Raw genomic sequence first — 18,164 nt, forward strand, 5'->3', positions numbered from 1 at the left:
TTGACAACGGTGTTGCGCCACCGCTCTACTCCCCTTCAGCCCGACTCCTTGCCGTCTCCGCAGGATTCCGAGAAGAGGGATCACATGCAGCACGCGCACCGGCCGGCCCACCGCGCCGGCCTTCCCGACCCGCTCCGCACCGCCTTCGCCGCCCACGCCGAAGCCCGTCGCCGGGACATGCCCGTCGCCGAGGTCCTCGGCGAACGCGCCGAGGACACCCGCCGCGAACGCGCCCGCCGGGCCGGGGAACAGCCCGCCTCCGACGGCCGTACGCCCAGCCGCCGCCGGATGCTCGGCGCCGCGGGCGCCGCGGCCCTCGCCGCCGCCCTCCCCGGCGGCCTGCTCACCCCGCGCCGCGCCGCCGCCGCGACCGGCGCCGCCGCCCCGCGCGTCGTGATCGTCGGTGCGGGACTCGCGGGACTGCGCTGCGCGCACCGGCTGTGGAACCAGGGCAACCCGGTCGCCACCACGGTGTACGAGGCCGACACCACGCGCATTGGGGGCCGCTGCTGGTCGCTGCGCGGGTTCTTCTCCGGCGGCGCGGTCCACGAGCACGGCGGGTCCTTCATCAGCTCCACCGACACCGCGGTCCTCGACCTGGCACGGAGCCTCGGCCTGCAGCGGGAGCTCGCCAACGGCGGCGAACTGCACGCCGGGGACTACGCCGGCTGGGTCAACGGGGGTTCCTACTCGGGGCTCCAGCAGCAGGACGACTGGATCGACGCCGCGTACGACGCGTTCAGCGCCTCGTACGCAGCCGCCGGCACCGCCCGCTACGACGGCTACACCGCGGAGGCGTACCGGCTGGACCACCTCTCATGCCTGGACTATCTCGACGAGATCGGGCTGGCCCCCGGCTCCCGCCTCGGCCAGCTGATCCAGGCCTTGCAGCTCCAGTCGGGCGGCGAGCCCGCCGAGGCCTCCGCGCTGGGCATGATCGGCTTCCTGGGGGCCTCGTCGGTCTTCGCCGGCGGGCGCGGCTTCGACGAGAAGTACCACCTCATCGGCGGCAACGACCAGCTCGTGAGCGGGATGGCGGCCCAGCTCCCGGCGGGCACGGTCCGCCAGGGATACCAGCTCATCGCCCTGCGCCGGGGCAGCGACGGCTCGTACACCTGCGTCTTCGACCACGGCGGCAGCACGGTCTCGGTTCCGGCCGACCACGTGGTGCTGGCCCTGCCCTTCAGCACCCTGCGCGACGTCGAACTCTCCGGGGCCGGCCTCTCCGCCCGCAAGCTGACCGCCGTCCGGCAGCAGGGCATGGGCCAGAACGCGAAGATCGTCACCGAGCTGTCGGCCAAAACCTGGCCGCAGCTCGGGTACAACGGCATCAGCAACACCGGCCCGGTCGGTTATCAGACGGCCTGGGACGGCTCGGTCGCGGGCGCCCCCACCGGAACACCGGCCCTGCTGGTCAACTTCCCCGGCGGGAACACCGCCCGCGACGTGCTCACCGGGCCGCGCACGGCCCGGCGCCCGCCGCCGACGTCGACTGGTTCCTCTCGCAGATCGAGCACGTCTACCCGGGCACCCGGGCCGCCTACACCGGCAGGGCGTACGAGGACCACTGGTCGCGCGCCCCCTGGCAGCGGGGCGCCTACCACTACTACAAGGTCGGCCAGTACACCTCGATCGCCGGGTGCGAGGGGCTCCAGGAGGGCCGGATCCACTTCGCGGGCGAGCACACCGACGTGGAGAACTCCACGCTGAACGCGGCCGTTTCCTCCGGCGAACGCGTCGCGGCCGAGATCAGCTGCCAGATCTGATCCCGGGCCGCGCCGCACACCGCACGGTCACCTCGGCGGGGTCAGCCGCTCCCACAGGAAGGTGTGGACCAGCGCCCCGTTGAAGGCGGCCTGCCCGTGGTCGGTGGCGCCCGAGTGGCCGCCGCCGAGGTGCTCGTGGAAGAGCACGGGGTGCCCCGACTCCCGCAGCCGGGCGGCCATCTTGCGGGCGTGCCCGGGGTGGACCCGGTCGTCGCGGGTCGAGGTCAGCAGGAGCAGCGGGGGGTACGGGGGCCCGTCCGTCCGGACCTGGTGGTACGGGGAGATCCCCTCCAGGTGGGGCCGGTCGGCCGGGCTGTCGGGGTCCCCGTACTCGGCGATCCAGCTCGCTCCGGCGAGCAGCTTGTGGAAGCGGAGCATGTCCATCAGCGGCACGTGGGCGACGACCGCGCCGAACAGCTCGGGGTCGCGGGTGAGCATCGCGCCCATGAGCAGCCCGCCGTTGCTGCCGCCTTCGATGCCGAGCTGGGCGGGGGTGGTGACGTCCCGGGCGATGAGGTCCCGGGCCACGGCGGCGAAGTCCTCGTAGGCCCGGACCCGGTTCGCCCCGAGCGCGGCCTTGTGCCAGTCCGGCCCGTACTCGTGCCCGCCCCGGATGCCGGCCACCACGTAGGTGCCGCCGCGCGCGAGCCAGGCACGGCCGGTGACGGCGCTGTAGCCCGGGACCATGGAGATCTCGAAGCCGCCGTAGCCGTAGAGCAGGGTGGGGCCGGGGCCGGTGCGGTCCTCGGGTCCGACGACGAAGTACGGGACACTCGTGCCGTCCGCGGAGCGGGCGAAGTACTGGCGGACGGCGAGGCCGGCGGTGTCGAAGAGGGCCGGGCCCTGCTTGACGGTCTCCTCGGCGCCGGCCGGGGCCGTACCCCGGTAGAGGGTGGAGGGCTGGAGGTGGCCGGAGACGTCCAGGAAGAACTCGTCGCTCACGTCCGGGTCGGTGCCGACCACGGAGGCCGTGGACAGCGGCGGTACGCCGGAGAGGGGGGTGCGGCTCCAGCCGTCGGGGCCCGGCCCGGGGGTCAGGAGCTCCAGCCGGGAGGAGACGTCGGCGCTGGTGGTGAGGATCAGGTGGTTGCGGGTCCAGCTCCAGCCCGCGAGGGCGGTGTGCTCGTCCGGGGTGAAGAGCAGCGCCGCCTCCCGCTCCCCCGCCCGGAAGGCCTCGAAGTCGAAGGCGAGCAGGCTGCCCGCGACGTGGCCGAGCCACGGCGACTTCGGCGCGACGAGGAGCCACTCGCGGTGGACGGAGGCGCCGGCGTCGTCGGGGACGTCGATCTTCTCGGGCCCGGCCGCCGGATCCGGGGTTCCGTCCCCGGGGAGGAGGAGCAGCTCCTGCTTCCAGAAGTCGATCTGCCGGTGGACGAAGTCCCGTTCAAAACCGGGCGTGTCATCGTGCCAGCCGGACGCGTTCAGGTCCGTCGGCCGGCCCTCGTAGACCGTTTCCGCCTCCGCGAGGGGGGTGCCGCGCCGCCACCGGCGCACCTGGAGGGGATAGCCGGAGACTGACATCGAACCGGGGCCGAAGTCCGTGCCGATCCAGACCCGGTCCTGGTCGATCCAGCCGATGGTGGTCCTGGCCTCGGCGACTTCGAAGCCGCCGGTGACGAACTCCCGCTGCTCCAGGTCGAACTCGCGCACCACACAGGCGTCGGCCCCGTCCCTGGACAGCATGACCAGGGCGTGGCGGTGATCGGGAGCCAGGACGGCGGCGCCCGCCCAGGCCCACTTCTCTCCCTCGGTCTCGGCGAGCGCGTCCAGGTCCAGGACCGGTTCCCAGTCGGGCCGCTCCTTGCGGTACTCCTCCAGGGTGGTGCGCCGCCACAGACCGCGTACGTGGTCGGCGTCCTGCCGGAAGTTGTAGAGGTGGCGTCCCCGCCGGCGTGTGTACGGGATCCTGCCGTCGTCGTCGAGGACCTCGCGGACCTCCGACTCCAGCACCTTGAACCCGGGGTCCGAGGCCAGCTCGGACACCGTTTCTTCGTTGCGTTCGCGCACCCAGGAGAGGGCGGCCTCGCCGGTGACGTCTTCCAGCCAGAGGTAGGGGTCTTCATCGCTCATCCGCCGATTGTGCAGGATCGGACGACGACGGGAATCTGACGGCAGGCCCCAACCCGTCCACGACCGAAAACCAGTTGCCCGGGGACGGGCGGGCGCCGACGATGGCCCCTCGTGAGCAGATCCCGCTTCGCCTCCGTACTGCCCGACCTCAGCCCCCTGCGGTCCAGCCCCGATTTCCGGCTGCTGTTCTACCAGGGCACGGTCACCTACTTCGGCTCGTTCATGGCGATGATCGCGCTGCCGCTCCAGATCAAGCACCTGACGGACTCGCCCCTCGCGGTCGGTGCGATGGGCGCGGTGGAACTGCTCCCGCTGGTGGTCTTCGGTCTCTACGGGGGTGCCCTCGCCGATGCCGTGGACCGGCGGCGGATGATCCTGCTGACCGAGGCCGGGCTCGGGGTGCTCGCCCTGGTCCTCCTGGTCAACGCCGCCCTGCCGAGTCCCCTGCTGTGGCCGCTGTACGTGGTCGCGGCGTGCGTATCGGCACTGACCGGCCTGCAGCGGCCGGCCATGGACTCGCTGATGGCGCGGATCGTGCCGCACGACCAGCTCACCGCCGCCGCCGCGCTGAACGGGCTGCGCTACCAGTTCGGCGCCATCGCCGGCCCCGCGGTGGCCGGTCTGGTCGTCGCGTACGCCGGGTACGTCCCCGCGTACGCGGTCACCGTCGCGGGGTTCTCCGTGTCGGTGCTGCTGTGCCTGCGGCTGCGTCCGGCTCCGCCCGCGCGCGACGCCGAGCGGCCCTCGCTGCGGGGGATCGCCGAGGGGGCCCGGTACGCGTGGAGCCGGCCCGTGCTGCTCGGCACGTACGCCGTGGACATGGCGGCGATGTTCTTCGCCTTCCCGAACGCCGTCTTCCCCTTCCTCGCCGACGAGCTCGACGCCGTGTGGGCGCTGGGTCTGATGTACGCGGCGGGCGCGGTGGGCTCGCTGGCGCTGGGGCTGACCAGCGGCTGGGCCTCGCGGGTACGCCGGCACGGGCTGCTGGTGGTGTGCGGGGCAGGGGTGTGGGGGCTGGCCATCGCGGCCGCGGGCTGGTCCGGGAACATCTGGCTCGTGCTGCTGTGCCTCGCGGTGGCCGGCGCGGGCGACATGCTCAGCGCGCTGGGGCGCGCCACCATCTGGAACCAGACGATCCCCGAGGAGCTGCGGGGCCGGCTCGCGGGCATCGAGGTGCTCTCGTACACCGTCGGCCCGCAGCTGGGCCAGGTCCGCGCGGGCACGATGGCCGGCTGGACCGGGACCCGTCCGGCCTTCTGGAGCGGCGGACTGGCCTGCGTGGCCTCGGTGGCGCTGCTGGCCGCCCTGCTGCCCAAGCTGATCTCCTACGACGCGGACACCGACGAGGACGCCCTGCGGCAGCGGGCCGCGAAGGAGCCGCAGCCGAGTGGAGCACCGGCCTGAGCCGGCGCCCTCATCCCTCGGGGGATTCCTCCCCCGAGGCGGGGCCGCGGCCCGCGAAGGCGGACGTGGCCACGGTCGTGGCGGTCAGGGCCAGCAGCAGTCCCCCGGCCGCCGCGGCCAGCGCCGGGCCCGGTCCCCACAGGGTCCAGGCGGCGCCGAAGAGCAGGGAGCCCGCGAACCGCGCCAGGGCCTGCGCCGTCTGGAGCACGGCCAGCCCGGTGGTGCGCAGCCCGGGCGGCAGCAGCGGCCCGGCCGCGGCCATCAGTACCCCGTCGGTGGCCGCGTAGAACAGGCCGAGCAGGCCGAGGACCCCGCACACGAGCGCGGGCCCCTGCGGCAGCGGAGCCAGGAGCAGCAGGAAGGCGCCGAGCAGCAGCAGGTGGCCGCCGAGGAAGACCCGGTGGCGGCCCAGCCGGTCGGCGAGCCGGCCCAGGGGTACGGCGGCCAGCAGGAACACGGCCGCGGTGCCGACCGCCAGCAGCGGGAACCAGGCGGCCGGCAGGTCCAGGCGCCGCTGGAGCAGCAGGTAGAGGAAGGCGTCCCCGACGGTGAACAGGCCGAGCACGGCGGCGGTCAGGCAGAGCCGCCGCAGGCCGGGGATCCGCAGGAGGGTGCGGGCCGAAGGCGTCCCGGCCGCCGGTGCGGGCGCGGGGCTCTCGCGTACGAACAGGGCCAGTACCAGGACGCCCAGCACCGCGAGGCAGCAGCTCACGGTGAAGACGGCCTCGTACCCGTCCACCGCCACCCACAGCACGCCGAACGCGGCCAGCGGCCCCAGCAGGGCCCCGGCCGTGTCCAGCGCGCGGTGCACGCCGAAGGCGCGGCCCTGCTCCCCCGGCGGGCAGGACAGTGAGATCAGCGCATCGCGCGGGGCGGTGCGCAGCCCTTTGCCGGTCCGGTCGGCGGCGAGCACCGCCGCCACCGACCAGGGGGTGGTGACCGCGAGCAGGGCCGCCTTGCAGGCGGCGGAGATCGCGTAGCCGGTGCCGGCGACGAGCTTGCGGCGCTGCGTGCGGTCCGCGACCCGTCCGCCCACGAGGCGCAGCAGCGCGGTGGCGCCCTGGTTGATCCCGTCCAGAGCGCCGAAGGCGAGCGGGGACATCCCGAGTCCGGCCACCAGGTACAGCGGCAGGACGGCGGTGACCATCTCGGCGGAGACGTCCGTGACCAGGCTGACCATGCCGAGGGCGAGCACCGTGCCGGGGACGGCCCGCAGGGGGCCCTTCGGAGCCGGAGGGTCTGCGGCGATGTCCGCCGCACGGCTGGTCGACAGGTACACGGGTGCCTCCTTTAGAACCAGGTGAGGGTGAGGGGGAAGGTGGTGGTGGCGGTGGCTCCGGTGGTGTCGGTGGCCGTGGCGGTGATCTGGATCGTTCCGGTGGCCCAGGGCTTTCCGGTGATGCGGCCGGTGGCGGCGTCGAGGGTCAGGCCCCAGGGGAGTCCGGTGGCGGCGTAGCGGACGGGGGGCTTCCCGCCCGTGGTGGTGAGCTGGATGGTGCAGCTCTGGTTGAACTTGCAGCTCTGCGGGCCGGGGTTGGCCAGCTTCAGATCGGCCGAGGTCGGGGTGGGGGTGGGGGTCGGCGTGGGCGTCGGCGTGGGAGTCGGGGTCGAGGTGGGCGTCGGGGTCGGGGTCGGGGTCGTGGAGCCGAACACCTCGCTGATCGGCTGGACGTTGGCGGCGTTCCCGGCGTGCGTGGCCACGGCGAACAGGTCCTCGAAGGTGCGCAGCAGGTTGTAGTGGTTGAAGGCCGTGGAGTACGTGCCCGTCTTGACGTTCGCCCCGTAGAACACGGTGGCGATCTGGTTGGAGCCGAGGAAGTTGTCCTCGTCCCAGGTCAGAACCAGCAGGCTGTTGTTGGCCTTCGCCCACTGCGCGTAGGCGTCGATGTTGTTCTTCGTCCAGGTGTCACCCGTGCCGACCGAGCAGGAGTGCATGTCGTTGCACTGGTTGGGGACGATGAACGACAGGTTGGGCAGCGCCGCGAAGTTGTTCTGCGGGAACTGCGCCCAGGTCTTGCCGGTGTTCAGCGGCACGTTCTTGAAGGCGAACCACGGGTTGTGCTTCTGGGCGTACTGGCCGTTGGTGCAGGCCGTGGAACCCTCGCTCGGCAGGTCCTCGTTGTACGTCGCGAAGGTCTTGCCGGCCGCGATCAGCTCCTGGCCGAGGTTGGGTGCGGTCATCGACTGCGGGGTGTAGCAGCCGTCCCCGGTGATGCCCTGGGTGGCGCCGGAGAAGAGGTTGAAGTAGTTCGGCTGGCTGGGGTGGGTCAGCGCCTTCATGCCGGTCAGGCTCGCGCCGCCGCTCGCGAGCTGGTTGATGTACGGGGCGTTGGCGCTGCCCATGATCTCGCCGTACTGCTTGTTCTCGTACACGACGACGACCACGTGGTCGTACGCGGGCAGTGCGGCCGTGGCCGAAGGAGCCGCGGAACCGCTGGTCGCCGCCTGGGAGTTGGCGATCGTGAAGGCGCCCAGCAGTCCGAGGGCGCCGAGGGCGCCGATCCCGGCGAGCAGGGCGGACCGGCGGACCCGGTGTCTCGCGCGGGCGGGCGCGCTCGCGCTCGGTGCGGTCGGGGGACTCAGTGCCATGGGTGGTTCCTCCTCGTGATGAGTGGTGTGGTGCGCGGGGTGAGGGGCCGGTGTCAGGTCCCGGCGCCGGGAGCCGGCGTCGGGAGCGGGCGTCACGCCTCGCGGCGGGCCGCGCCGGCCACGGTGATGTTCAGGAACCGGGGGGCGGGCAGCTCCCGGTCGCGGAAGTCCTCCGCGACCGCCGCCCGCACCGCGGTCAGCCGGGCCTCGGGCAGCAGGACCAGGACGCTCCGCCCCGGCCGCTGCCCGGGCGGCCAGGCGCTCAGGGCCCCGGCCCGGCGGGCGCACCCGACGGCCCGGGCCAGGTCGGCCGTACGGTCCTGCGTGCCGTCGGGGTCCGGCCGCAGGGCCAGCAGCACCAGGCGGGCCCCCGACGCGGCGGGGTCGAAGACCACGTACCGCTGGCGTTGCCGCCGGGGCTCCGGCCGGGCCGGGCCGTGGCCGAGCAGGAGGGCCCTGCCCGGCCGGGCGAAGAGGGCGCCCCGGCGCAGGGCGTCGTCGCCGTCCGGCAGCGCCTCCCCCATCAGCCGGGCCAGCCGCACCCGGTCCGGGTCCTCGCCCGCCGCCGTGTGGACGTCGGCCACCGCGAGCGCCACCGCGCAGTCGGCGGCCTCCTCCGTGGCCAGCCCGGCGGCTGCGGTGAGGGAGCCCTGCACGTGCAGGTCGGTCCCGCCACGGCCGTACCCGGCCCGGGCCAGCGCGCGCAGCAGTGCGTACGGGCGGGCGGCCCAGGGCGGGGTGGCGGGCGGCGGCCCGGACAGGGTCAGTGGTAGGTCGCAGCCGTCCGCGGGGTGGGCCAGGGAGCTGAGCCGTACGAGGCCGTCGGTGCGCGGGGCAGCTGCGGCCGCCACCGGCCAGCCCGCCGCCGCGACGAGGCCCGGGAAGCCCAGGTGGAAGGTGTAGGGGGCACTCCAGACGGCGGCCGGGGGGCGGCCGTGCGCGGCTTCCAGGGCGTAGGCGACCAGGCGGAAGAGGGGGTCGGCGGTGGCCCGGCGGGCGAGGTCGCCTCCGGCGAGGGCCTCGGGGCCGGTGTCGGCGGGGCCGGTGGCAGCCCCGCCGGGGCCGGTGGCGGTGACCGTGGCGGCGGGGACCGGGCCGGTCTGCGCGCCGCGGCCCGTCACCGCTCGTCCTTGCGGGCCAGCATCCGGTAGGCGTTGCCGCCGTCCGTGCGCCGGGCCGCGGCGGTGCGCAGCCCGTCGAGCACCGCCGCGGCGGCGAAGCAGGGCAGCGAGGCCAGCCGTACGGCTCCGGTGAGGGCGCGTCGGCCGGTGGTGGCCGGGGGCCCCCAGGGCCGGTCCGGGTCGGGTGCCAGCCGGGTCGCGGTCAGGGCCACCGCGCCGAAGAAGTCGTTGCCCTGGTGGGCCGGCCCGTGTTCCTCGGCGAGGACGGTGAAGCCCCGGTCGGCCAGCGCCTCGCGCAGGTTCGAGGAGGGGATCAGGTGCTGGTGCTGCGGCTGGAACCAGGGCAGCCAGGCCGGGCCGAGCAGTCGGGCCATCCGGGACTCGGGGTCGGGGAGTTCGATGGTGAGGTAGCCGCCGGGGGCGAGGACGGCGGCCGCCGTGTCCAGTTCCGTGAGCGGGTCGCGGGTGTGCTCCAGGTAGTGGTACATGCTGACCACCTCGTACTGGCCCGCCAGTTTGACCGCGAATTCCGGGAACTGGCCCTGGTACCCCGTCTCCACCCAGCCGCGCCGCTCGGCCTCGCGGACCCCGTCGCCCATGTCCAGCCCGTCGAAGCGGGTGTCGGGCCAGACGGCGCGGGCCGCGTTGCAGAAGTGGCCGTGCCCGGTTCCGACATCGAGCCATGACACGGGATCGGTGTGGGGGCGGAGCATTTCGGCCCGGCCGCGGTAGGCGGCGCCGAGCCGGCCGAAGACGGTGGCGGCGCCCTCGCCGCCGCGGCCGTCGTAGAAGTCGCGGTAGTAGAACTCCAGCCCCTCCGGGGAGAGTCGGGGGTTCTGGAAGACGTGCCCGCAGGCTCCGCACTGCTCCAGGGTGAACCGGCCGGGCTTGCCCTGGAGCAGGTCGGGCACCCGGACCCGGACGGACAGCTGCCCGGAGCCGCACCAGGGGCAGTCGGGCCGGCGCGGTTCGAGGAACCGCTCGGTCCCGGCGGCCAGGTCCGCGCGGTACGCCTGGACCGCCCCGGCCCGGACGGCGTCCTGCTCCGTGTCCCGCGCGGCGGCCGGGCCGTTGGTCGGCACTGCGGCCGGGCCGTTGGCCGCCGTGGCGGCCTCGGGTCGCGGCGTACGGGTCGTCGCGGCGGCCGTGCGCAGGGCCGCGCCGAGGGAGCGTACGGGCCGGGCGGCCGTGGCCCGGGCGAGGTCCCCGGGGCGCAGGGGTGCACCGCGCCGGCCGAGGACGAGGTAGGGCTGGATCCAGTACAGTCCCGCCGCGGCGGCCCCCCACCGGCCCTGGCGCACGGCGACCCCCGCCAGCAGGGCCAGCCCGGCGAGCTGCGCTGCGGCGAGCGCCCCGGGCGGCAGGCCCTGGGCCCGCAGCTCGGCCGCCCGGGCCGGCCCGCGCGCATCGACGGGTGGTCCGCAGCTCAGGGCGGGTGCGATGGCCAGTCCCGTGGCATCGGCGGCGTACTCCTTCACGCGCCGGATCACCGCCATGAGTTCCGCCACAGTGGCGGCCGGGCCCGCCGGGTCCACCCCGGCCCGCGCGAGCACCTCCTCGGCGACGAGCACGGCGAAACCGGCCCCGCGGCCCTCGCCGAGACGGTCCTGCCGGTAGCCGGCCGGGTCCACCAGGCGCAGCAGGCTGAGCACCCGCTCGGCGGGCAGGTCCCCGGGCAGCAGGTCCAGTACCCGCAGCCCCTCGCGGTCGGCGTGCGCGCAGGCGGCGAGGAAGGTGGCCGCATCGGGCTCGACCCCGCCGGCCGTGAGCAGGCGCCACCCGGCGGCGCGCGGCACCCCGCCGTTCGTGGACGCGGCCATGGACAGCACCGGGACCGCCCGCAGCCGGCGGGCCGCGCGCACGGTGCCCGCGCCGAGGGCGGCGAGCAGGAGGGCGGAGGTCCACCGGACGCCGGGCAGCAGGAGGGGCACGGAAAGGGGGATCCGGACGGGGGAAGGGAGCGGGGAGCGCGTCATACGAGTTCCTCCAACCGGTCGGCCGCGGCGGCGGCCCCGCCGGCCGCGGCGAATGAGGCCTGGATCCGCCGGGCGCCCCGACGGTGGCCGGGTTCGTCCAGTACGGCCGTCAGCGCGTCGCGCAGCTCCTCGGCCCTGGTCCTGCCGAAGCGCACCCGCACCCCGGCGCCGGCCTCCACTACCTGCCGGGCGACGATCGGCTGGTCGTCGCGGATCGGGGCGACCACCAGCGGCAGCCCGTGTGCGAGGGCCTCGCAGACGGTGTTGTGGCCGCCGTGGCAGACGACCGCGTCCAGGTGACGGAGCAGCTCCAGCTGCGGGACGCTGTCGCGCAGCAGTACGTTCCCGGGGACCGCTCCGACCAGCGGGGAGGGGGCCGCCAGGACCAACTGGACGTCCTTGTCGAGCCGTTCGGCAGCGCCCAGCACCGCGCCGTAGAACCGGCCCCCTGCCTCCTGGTTGAGGGTTCCCAGGGAGACGAGCACCCGTCGCCGCTCGGGATCCAGTCGCTCCCAGGGGAATCCGGGAACGGAGGGGCGGGACCCGAAGGCCGGACCGACGAAGGCGTAGTGCGGCGGGAACTTCTCGTCCCCTCCCACCAGTTCGCGGCTGGAGAACACCAGGACCAGCCGCTCCGAGAACCGCGGATCCCAGGAAGCTCCGGCCGGCTCGGGACCGGCCCCGCACTCCGTCAGCAGTCCGGCGATCTGCGCGGCCACCCACTCCCCGACCTTCGGGAAGTCCGCGAAGGGGTGGGTGAGTTCGGCGGAGGTGCTCGCGGAGGTCACCCAGGGCACCCCGAGCCGCCGCGCGGCGACCGGACCGGCCAGGGCCTGCTGATCGGCGACGAGCACGTCCGGCTGGAAGGCGCCGACCGCCCGGACCACGCCGGGGAGCATCGCCCGGGCCAGGGGTACCAACGCCTCCTCCCAGAGGAACCGCAGCGCCCCGACCCCGCGCAGATCGCGCCAGCGGGCGTGCAGCATCGCGTAGTCGCCGCCCGCCTCCGCGCCGGCGGAGAGGATCCGGGCGTGGTCGGGCAGCAGCCGGGCCAGCGCCCCGGGCGGGCCGGTCCAGGCGACCTCGTGGCCGCGGGCGGCCAGTTCGGCGCCGACCGCCACGGTCGGATTGACGTGCCCCGCGAGCGGCGGCACCGTGAAGAGCACCTTCACCGGACCAGCGCTCCTGCCCGCGGTCGCACCGTCGTCGGCGATGTCGACGGCGGCGTCGACGGCGATGTCGGTGTGAGTGCCCCCGCCGTGGCCGTGGCCGTGGCGTCGAGGTGGGCGAGCACGGCTGCTCGCAGCGCTCCGCTGTTCTCCTTCAGCACGTCGTGCCCGAGGCCCGGCAGGATCTCGACGGCGGTGACGTGCGGAGCGTGGCGGGCCAGTTCCAGCGCCCCCAGGACCAGTTCGGAGTGCTCGCCGCAGACGATCAGGACGGGGCAGCGCAGTCCGGCGTAGTCGCCAGGGGTGAAGGTGCGGCTGGCGGCGATGTCGTCGATGAGGGTAGTGCGGTTGAGCAGGTCGTCGGCGATGGCCGTGAGGTTGGCCGCCTTGCGCAGTCGCAGGGTGAGCAGCTCGGCGGGTACCGCGCTGTCCTCGAGGCTGAGGGCGGCTGCCGACAGGGTGTCCACCATGTTGTCCACCCAGGCCCCGCTGAGCGGGGGTTCGAGCAGGGTGAGCCCGGCGACCAGGTCGGGCCGGGCGAGAGCGGCGTGCAGGGCCAGGGTGCCGCCGTAGCTGTTGCCCACGAGGTGCACCGGGCGGTGCCCGAGGCCGAGCGCGCCGAGCAGGGCGAAGAGGTCCCGTACGGCGGTGCGGCTGTCGTAGCCGGTGGCGGGGCGCTCGGTTCGGCCGTGGCCGCGCAGATCGTAGAGGACCACCTCGTGCCCGGCCCGGGCCACCGGGACGGCCAGGGGGCAGTAGAAGGAGGAGAGGTTGTCGACGACCAGCCCGTGCAGGAAGACCACCACGGGGCGGTCTGCGGCGTCCTGGCCGGCCGCGTGCAGGGTGGCCGGGAGCTGCTGAACGTGGAAGCGGACGGTGTCCGCGGGAACGAAGGCCATGGCGGGATCAGCCGTCCGATCCGGTCGCGGCGGCGGGGCGGCCGGCGGCCGAGGCACGGGCGGGGCTGCCGTGTCCGCGTCCCGGGGAGGCTTGGCCGAGGGAGGCGTGGGTGAGGGAGGCGTGGGTGATCCGGCCGATGTGCGTGACGAGTTCACCCACGGACATGGCGAGGATGCCGTCCATGTCCTTCTCGGACAGGAAGCCCATCAGGTCGACTTGGGCGCCGTAGCGGTGGTGGAGGAGTTCGGCGAGGGCGACGAACTCGATGCTCTCCAGGGCGAGGTCCTCGTTGAACGTCGTCTTCATCGTGACCTCGTCCGCGAGGAGGTGCTCGTCACCGACGATCTCCACGAGCATGCCGGTGATCTCGGCGAGGATGTCAGCTGCCATGACTGGTCTCCGTGAGGTGGAAGGGGACGGGGGGCGGAGTCGCGGGACGGTCGGTCCAGGCGACGACGTGATCGAGTGGTGCGTCCGCGAGCACGAGCAGGGTGGTGCGGACCGGGTACGGGTGCCCGTCCGGGGAGAGCACCCGCAGCTCGCCGGAGCCCGGGTCGCCGGAGGCCCGCCAGTCGCGCGGGCGGCCTGCGAGTCCGGTTCCGGCGGCCTTGGCGGCCGCCTCCTTGGCGCACCACAGGGCGGTGAGCGCGGCCGGGAGTCCGGCGCCCTCCTGGGCCGCCAGCCGCTCCGCGAGGCCGAGTTCGCCCGGCGCCAGGGCGATGCGGATGAGCGCGTCCGGATCGGTGGTCACCTGTTCCACATCGATGCCGACCGGCAGGCCGGGGTGGGCGAGGGCGACCGCGATCCGGTCCTTGTGGGCGATCGTCAGGCGGACTCCCCCGGCCAGCGCGCCCCCGGCGTAGGGCCGCCCGGCCGGGTCGTTGCCGATCGGCACCTCGGCCGGGAAGACCGGCCCGGCCCCGCCGTCCCAGAGCAGGTGGCGCAGTGCGTCCTTGGCGGCTATCCGGCCCAGCAGCCAGGGCGCCCGGACGCGCGGCCCCAGCCGCTCGTAGGCCGCGCGCTCGGCGGCGCCGAGGTAGCGGCGCATGACCAGCTCCTGCGAGGCGGGGTCGGTCCAGCGGCGCCGGGCCAGACACCAGCCCTCGGGTCGCGGTTCGCCGATGCCGCAGACCTCCGGGGTGAACTTCATCGGCCAGACCCGCTCGTCGGCGCCGAAGCGGCGGTACGTCCAGCCGTCGATCCGGGCCCACACCCGGCCGTCGGCCCGCAGCAGCTCGATGTCGCCGCGCACGGTGACATCGCGCACCTCGCGGATCCGGGCCGTGGCCCCGACGAGCTCGTACGGGGCGGGCGGGGGCCCCGAGAAGCGGATGCCGTCCACGGTGGCCGGGAACACCAGCCGGTCCACCGGGAGCCGCAACTGCATCCAGTGCCCGAAGAGCTGCCCGGCGGCGTCGAGCAGCGCCCCGGGGTCGGGCAGCGCCCGCAGCACGCCCCGGATGCCGTCCGAGCCGACGGCCCGCACCTCGTGCACCCCGGCGAAGCGGGGGCCGTGGAACATCCACCGGTCCCGGTAGAGGGCCTCGGCGCTGACGGGGGCCGGCCGGGGCTCGCGCAGCGGGGTGGTGTCGGGGGCGGGCAGGGCCTCGTAGCGCTCTCCGAGCAGGACGAACACGTCGGCGTACTCCCCGAGCGTGACGCGCACACGGCCGGACCCGGCGGGACGTACGGTGACCGCCAGATCGAGGGCCGGCTCCACGGGGAGCCAGCGCAGGGCCCGGACCCGCTCGTAGCCGATGACGGCCAGGCCGGGTGGTGCGTCCCGCAGGGCGGCTTCGGCCGCCAGCTCCAGCATCGTCGTCATGGGGACGACGGGGAACCGGTCGGAGTCCTCCGGCCATCCGTCGGGCTGCAGGTAGACGCAGTGGTCCCGTACGTAGGGCAGCGTGGCGAGGGAGAGGCGCAGGGTGTGGTTCCTGGGCTGGGTCCCGGGCTCGGTCCCGGGCTGGGTCCCGGGCTGGGTCCCGGGCTCGGTCCCGGGCTGGGTCCCGGGCTCGGTCCCGGGCTGGATCCCGGGCTCGGTCCCGGGCTGGATCCCGGGCTGGCCCCCTGAACGCGTCCCGGTCTGCGGCTCGGTCTCGCCGGTGGCGGAGGCCTCGTCGAGGGCGGAGAGCAGGACCGGCCGGAATTCTGCCGCCTGCGGGGCCGGCGGGGTGGTCGGGGTAGGGGTGGCCGGGGTGACGGGAGCGGTTGCCGCCGCGGTGGTGGCCTGTGGCAGGAGACCGGTCAGGGTGGCGCGTGCGGCCGCTCCGAGGCGGACCAGCGGCGAGCCGAGGTCCAGGAGCATGCCGCGCCCGGCCGCCGGTGCTGCCGGTGTTCCGGCAGGTCCGGCGGCGGCCCGGTCCGGGCCTCCCGTCCCGTCGGGGGCCAGGCGGTCCCAGCGCGGGGAGTGCCCCTCGGTCCACAGGGCGGCGCAGGTGCGCCGCAGGGCGGCGAGGCCGGTGAGACGGGGCGAGGAAGCCGCCACCGAGAAGTGGGGCCGGTCGCGCAGGGTGTCCTCGACGAAGCCCGGCAGGCTGCCCGGGCCCAGCGTGACGAAGCCCCGGACGCCCGCGTCCTCGTACAGCCGCATCGTCAGCTCGCGGAAGCGAACCGGCTCCAGCAGGTGGCGGACCACGAGCTCGCGCACCGCCTCGGGCTCCGGCGGGAACGGCGCGCAGGTGGTAGCCGACCAGAGGGGCAAGCTCCCCTGCTGGAGCGGCAGTCGGGCGAAGGCGGCGCGGACCTGACCGAGGTAGGGCTCCCACATGGGTGTGTGGAAGCCGGAGCGGAAGGGGAGTTCCTGGCCGAGGACGCGTTCGGCCTTCAACCGTTCGAGAACGGTGGCCACTTCGGCGGGAGACCCGCAGACCACGGACTGGTGGGGGCAGTTGTCGTGGCTGACCGCCACCCCGTCCAGTCCGTGCAGTGCGGCCTCCGCCCGCCGGGTCCCGCATCCCAGCGCCGCGTAGACCAGGTCCGGCACCTTCACCGAACCGGGCCGCAGCGAGTCCAGGAAGGTGTCGGCCGCGTCCTGCCGGTACATCCCGGCGGACACCATCGCCGCCCACTCCCCCAGGCTGTGGCCCGCCAGTACATCGGCCTGGATGCCCAGTTCGGGCAGCACCCGGGCGAGGAACCGGCCCGTCGCGATGGCGTCCAGCGCCCGCTCCGTCAGTTCCTCACCCCTGGTCAGCCGGGGCCGCTCCAGCCCGAGCCGGTCCGCCACGTCGTCCAGCGCCGGGGCGAACTCGGGCTCCAGGCCCGGGAACAGGAACGCCAGCCGGCCGCCCAGCGGCTCGGGCGTGAACCACACCTCCCCGCGCCCCCGCCAGGCCCGGCCGCGCGCCGCCACCTTCGCGGCCAGCGCGAGCCGTTGGGGCGTGGGACCCACGACGGCGAGCCGGCAGGGCCCGTCGCCGCCGGACACCGGGGAGCCGGACGCCAGCCGGGCCGACAGCTCCGCCGCGTCGGAGGCCGCCAGCAGCAGCACCTCCTCCCGCGCGGGCGCCCCCACCGGGGCGGCCGGGCCGCCCAGGGGCAGGAACCGGCGCACGGGCGCCGCCGGTCGCGCGGGCGCCGTCCGGCCCGAGGGTGCGGCGCGGCGCGCGGCGCCGGGAGCCTCCTCCAGCACCACGTGCGCGTTGATGCCGCCGAAGCCGAAGGCGTTCACCCCGGCCCGGCGCGGCGCCGGACCGCGTTCCCACGGCCGGGCCTCCGTCACCGGCCGCATCCGGGTCCGGGCCAGGCCGGGGTGCGGCTCTTCCAGGTGCAGGGTCGGCGGCAGCACGCCCTCGTGCACCGCGAGTGCGGCCTTGATCAGCCCGGCCATGCCGGAGGCCTGCATGGTGTGGCCGAGCATCGACTTCACCGAGCCGAAGCCGATCGCGTTCCCGGTGTCGAGCCCCCCCTCCAAGGCGGCGCCGAGGCCCGTGTCGTCGAGTCCGGTGCCGCGGACGGCCCCGGCCCCCGTCCCGCCGCCCGCGTACGGACCGAACACCTGGGCCAGCGTGTCCAGTTCGGCCGCATCCCCCACCGGGGTCCCGGTACCGTGCGCCTCCAGCAGCCCCAGTGCGCCGGGCGCCCGCGGATCGAGACCCGCCTCCCGCCAGGCCCGTTCCAGCGCCCTCACCTGACCCGCCACGAGCGGGCTCATCAGGCTCGCCGCCCTGCCGTCCCCGGCCACGCCGGTGCCGCGGATCACCGCGTAGATCCGGTCGCCGTCCCGCTCCGCGTCGGCCAGCCGCTTCAGCAGCACCACCCCGGTGCCCTCGGAGAGGAGGGTTCCGTCGGCGCGCCGGTCGAAGGGCCGGATCCGCTCGCTGGGGCTCAGGGCGCGCAGCTGCGTGAACACGCTCCACAGGGTGGCGATGTGGCAGTGGTGCACGGCTCCGGCGATCACCGCGTCGCAGCGCCCGCCGGCCAGCAGCCCCACCGCCTGGTCCACCGCCAGCAGGGAGGAGGCACAGGCCGCGTCCAGGGTGTAGGCCGGTCCGTGGAAGTCGAGCCGGTTCGCGGTCCGGGCGGCCGTGAAGCTCGGCACGAGCCCGATCGACGCGTCGGGCCGTTCGGGGCCCAAGGCCTCCTGGAAGGCCGAGCGCACCGCGGCGATCCGCCGCTCCCCCAGATCGGGCGCGAGTTCCCGCAGGGTCTGCGCCAACTGGTGTGCGGTACGCACCCGTTGGTCGAGCCGGGCGGTGGCCACGCCCATGAAGCCGCCGCGCCCCAGCACCACCCCGATCCGCGAGCGGTCGGCCGGCAGGCGGCTCTCGCCGCCCGCGTCGGCGATGGCCTCGGCCGTGGCGTGCAGGGCCAGCATCTGGTCCGGTTCGGCCCCTTCCACGGTGGCCGGCATGATGCCGAACCGGGTCGGATCGAAGGCGGCGAGCCCGTCCACGAACCCTCCGCGCCGGCAGTAGAACCGGTCGCCGGAGACCGGTCCGGTGGCGCCGTCCGGGTCGTAGTAGACCTCGGGGTCCCACCGCCCGGGCGGGACGTCGCCTATGCAGTCCGTGCCGGCCAGGAGGTTGCGGCGGTAGGCGGCGAGGTCCGCGGCGCCCGGGAACACGGCGCCCATCCCGACGATCGCCGCATCGGTGGGCCGCGGGCCGCGGTGATGCCGCCGCTGTCCGTTGCCTTGGCTCTGCCCCTTGCCCTGACCCTGCCCCT

Annotated in this window: 11 protein-coding genes; 2 read left to right on the top strand and 9 right to left on the bottom strand. The window is 75.1% G+C overall.

The window, feature by feature from the left end; genetic code table 11:
• Positions 1–84: 84 nt before the first annotated feature.
• Entirely contained in the window at positions 85–1,710 is a 1,626-nt protein-coding gene (locus AC3IYI_RS01520; protein ID WP_489408457.1) for a flavin monoamine oxidase family protein, read from the top strand.
• 83 nt (positions 1,711–1,793) lie between these two features.
• Here the strand turns inward: AC3IYI_RS01520 and AC3IYI_RS01525 are convergent, their stop codons facing one another.
• The gene (locus AC3IYI_RS01525) at positions 1,794–3,836 is read right to left on the bottom strand and encodes a prolyl oligopeptidase family serine peptidase (RefSeq protein ID WP_489408458.1); all 2,043 of its coding nucleotides are present in this window, start codon (positions 3,834–3,836) and stop codon (positions 1,794–1,796) included.
• Positions 3,837–3,947: 111 nt separating this feature from the next.
• Between AC3IYI_RS01525 and AC3IYI_RS01530 the strand changes: the two genes are divergently transcribed.
• Entirely contained in the window at positions 3,948–5,240 is a 1,293-nt protein-coding gene (locus tag AC3IYI_RS01530; RefSeq protein ID WP_489408459.1) for an MFS transporter, read from the top strand.
• 10 nt (positions 5,241–5,250) lie between these two features.
• On the opposite strand, the gene AC3IYI_RS01535 is transcribed toward AC3IYI_RS01530, so the two are convergent.
• The 8 genes from AC3IYI_RS01535 to AC3IYI_RS01570 form a co-directional block, all read right to left on the bottom strand.
• Complete coding sequence (locus tag AC3IYI_RS01535) at positions 5,251–6,519, bottom strand: MFS transporter (protein ID WP_489408460.1); 1,269 nt, start codon at positions 6,517–6,519, stop codon at positions 5,251–5,253.
• Between the two features lie 11 nt (positions 6,520–6,530).
• Positions 6,531–7,829: an alkaline phosphatase family protein gene (locus AC3IYI_RS01540; RefSeq protein ID WP_489408461.1), complete on the bottom strand. Its 1,299-nt coding sequence runs from the start codon at positions 7,827–7,829 to the stop codon at positions 6,531–6,533.
• Between the two features lie 92 nt (positions 7,830–7,921).
• Entirely contained in the window at positions 7,922–8,950 is a 1,029-nt protein-coding gene (locus tag AC3IYI_RS01545) for a galactokinase (RefSeq protein WP_489408462.1), read from the bottom strand.
• Positions 8,947–10,926, bottom strand: coding sequence for a class I SAM-dependent methyltransferase (locus AC3IYI_RS01550; RefSeq protein ID WP_489408463.1), 1,980 nt, complete (start codon positions 10,924–10,926; stop codon positions 8,947–8,949). The genes AC3IYI_RS01545 and AC3IYI_RS01550 overlap by 4 nt, the downstream gene beginning before the upstream one ends.
• Complete coding sequence (locus AC3IYI_RS01555) at positions 10,923–12,092, bottom strand: glycosyltransferase (RefSeq protein ID WP_489411845.1); 1,170 nt, start codon at positions 12,090–12,092, stop codon at positions 10,923–10,925. Before AC3IYI_RS01555 ends, AC3IYI_RS01550 begins: the two co-directional genes overlap by 4 nt.
• A 2-nt stretch (positions 12,093–12,094) precedes the next feature.
• Entirely contained in the window at positions 12,095–12,994 is a 900-nt protein-coding gene (locus AC3IYI_RS01560; protein ID WP_489408464.1) for an alpha/beta fold hydrolase, read from the bottom strand.
• Positions 12,995–13,001: 7 nt separating this feature from the next.
• Positions 13,002–13,385: an acyl carrier protein gene (locus tag AC3IYI_RS01565; protein ID WP_489408465.1), complete on the bottom strand. Its 384-nt coding sequence runs from the start codon at positions 13,383–13,385 to the stop codon at positions 13,002–13,004.
• The gene (locus AC3IYI_RS01570; RefSeq protein WP_489408466.1) at positions 13,375–18,072 is read right to left on the bottom strand and encodes a beta-ketoacyl synthase N-terminal-like domain-containing protein; all 4,698 of its coding nucleotides are present in this window, start codon (positions 18,070–18,072) and stop codon (positions 13,375–13,377) included. Before AC3IYI_RS01570 ends, AC3IYI_RS01565 begins: the two co-directional genes overlap by 11 nt.
• Between the last annotated feature and the right edge of the window lie 92 nt (positions 18,073–18,164).

It is taken from the genome of Streptomyces sp. GL_148 (assembly GCF_057834205.1).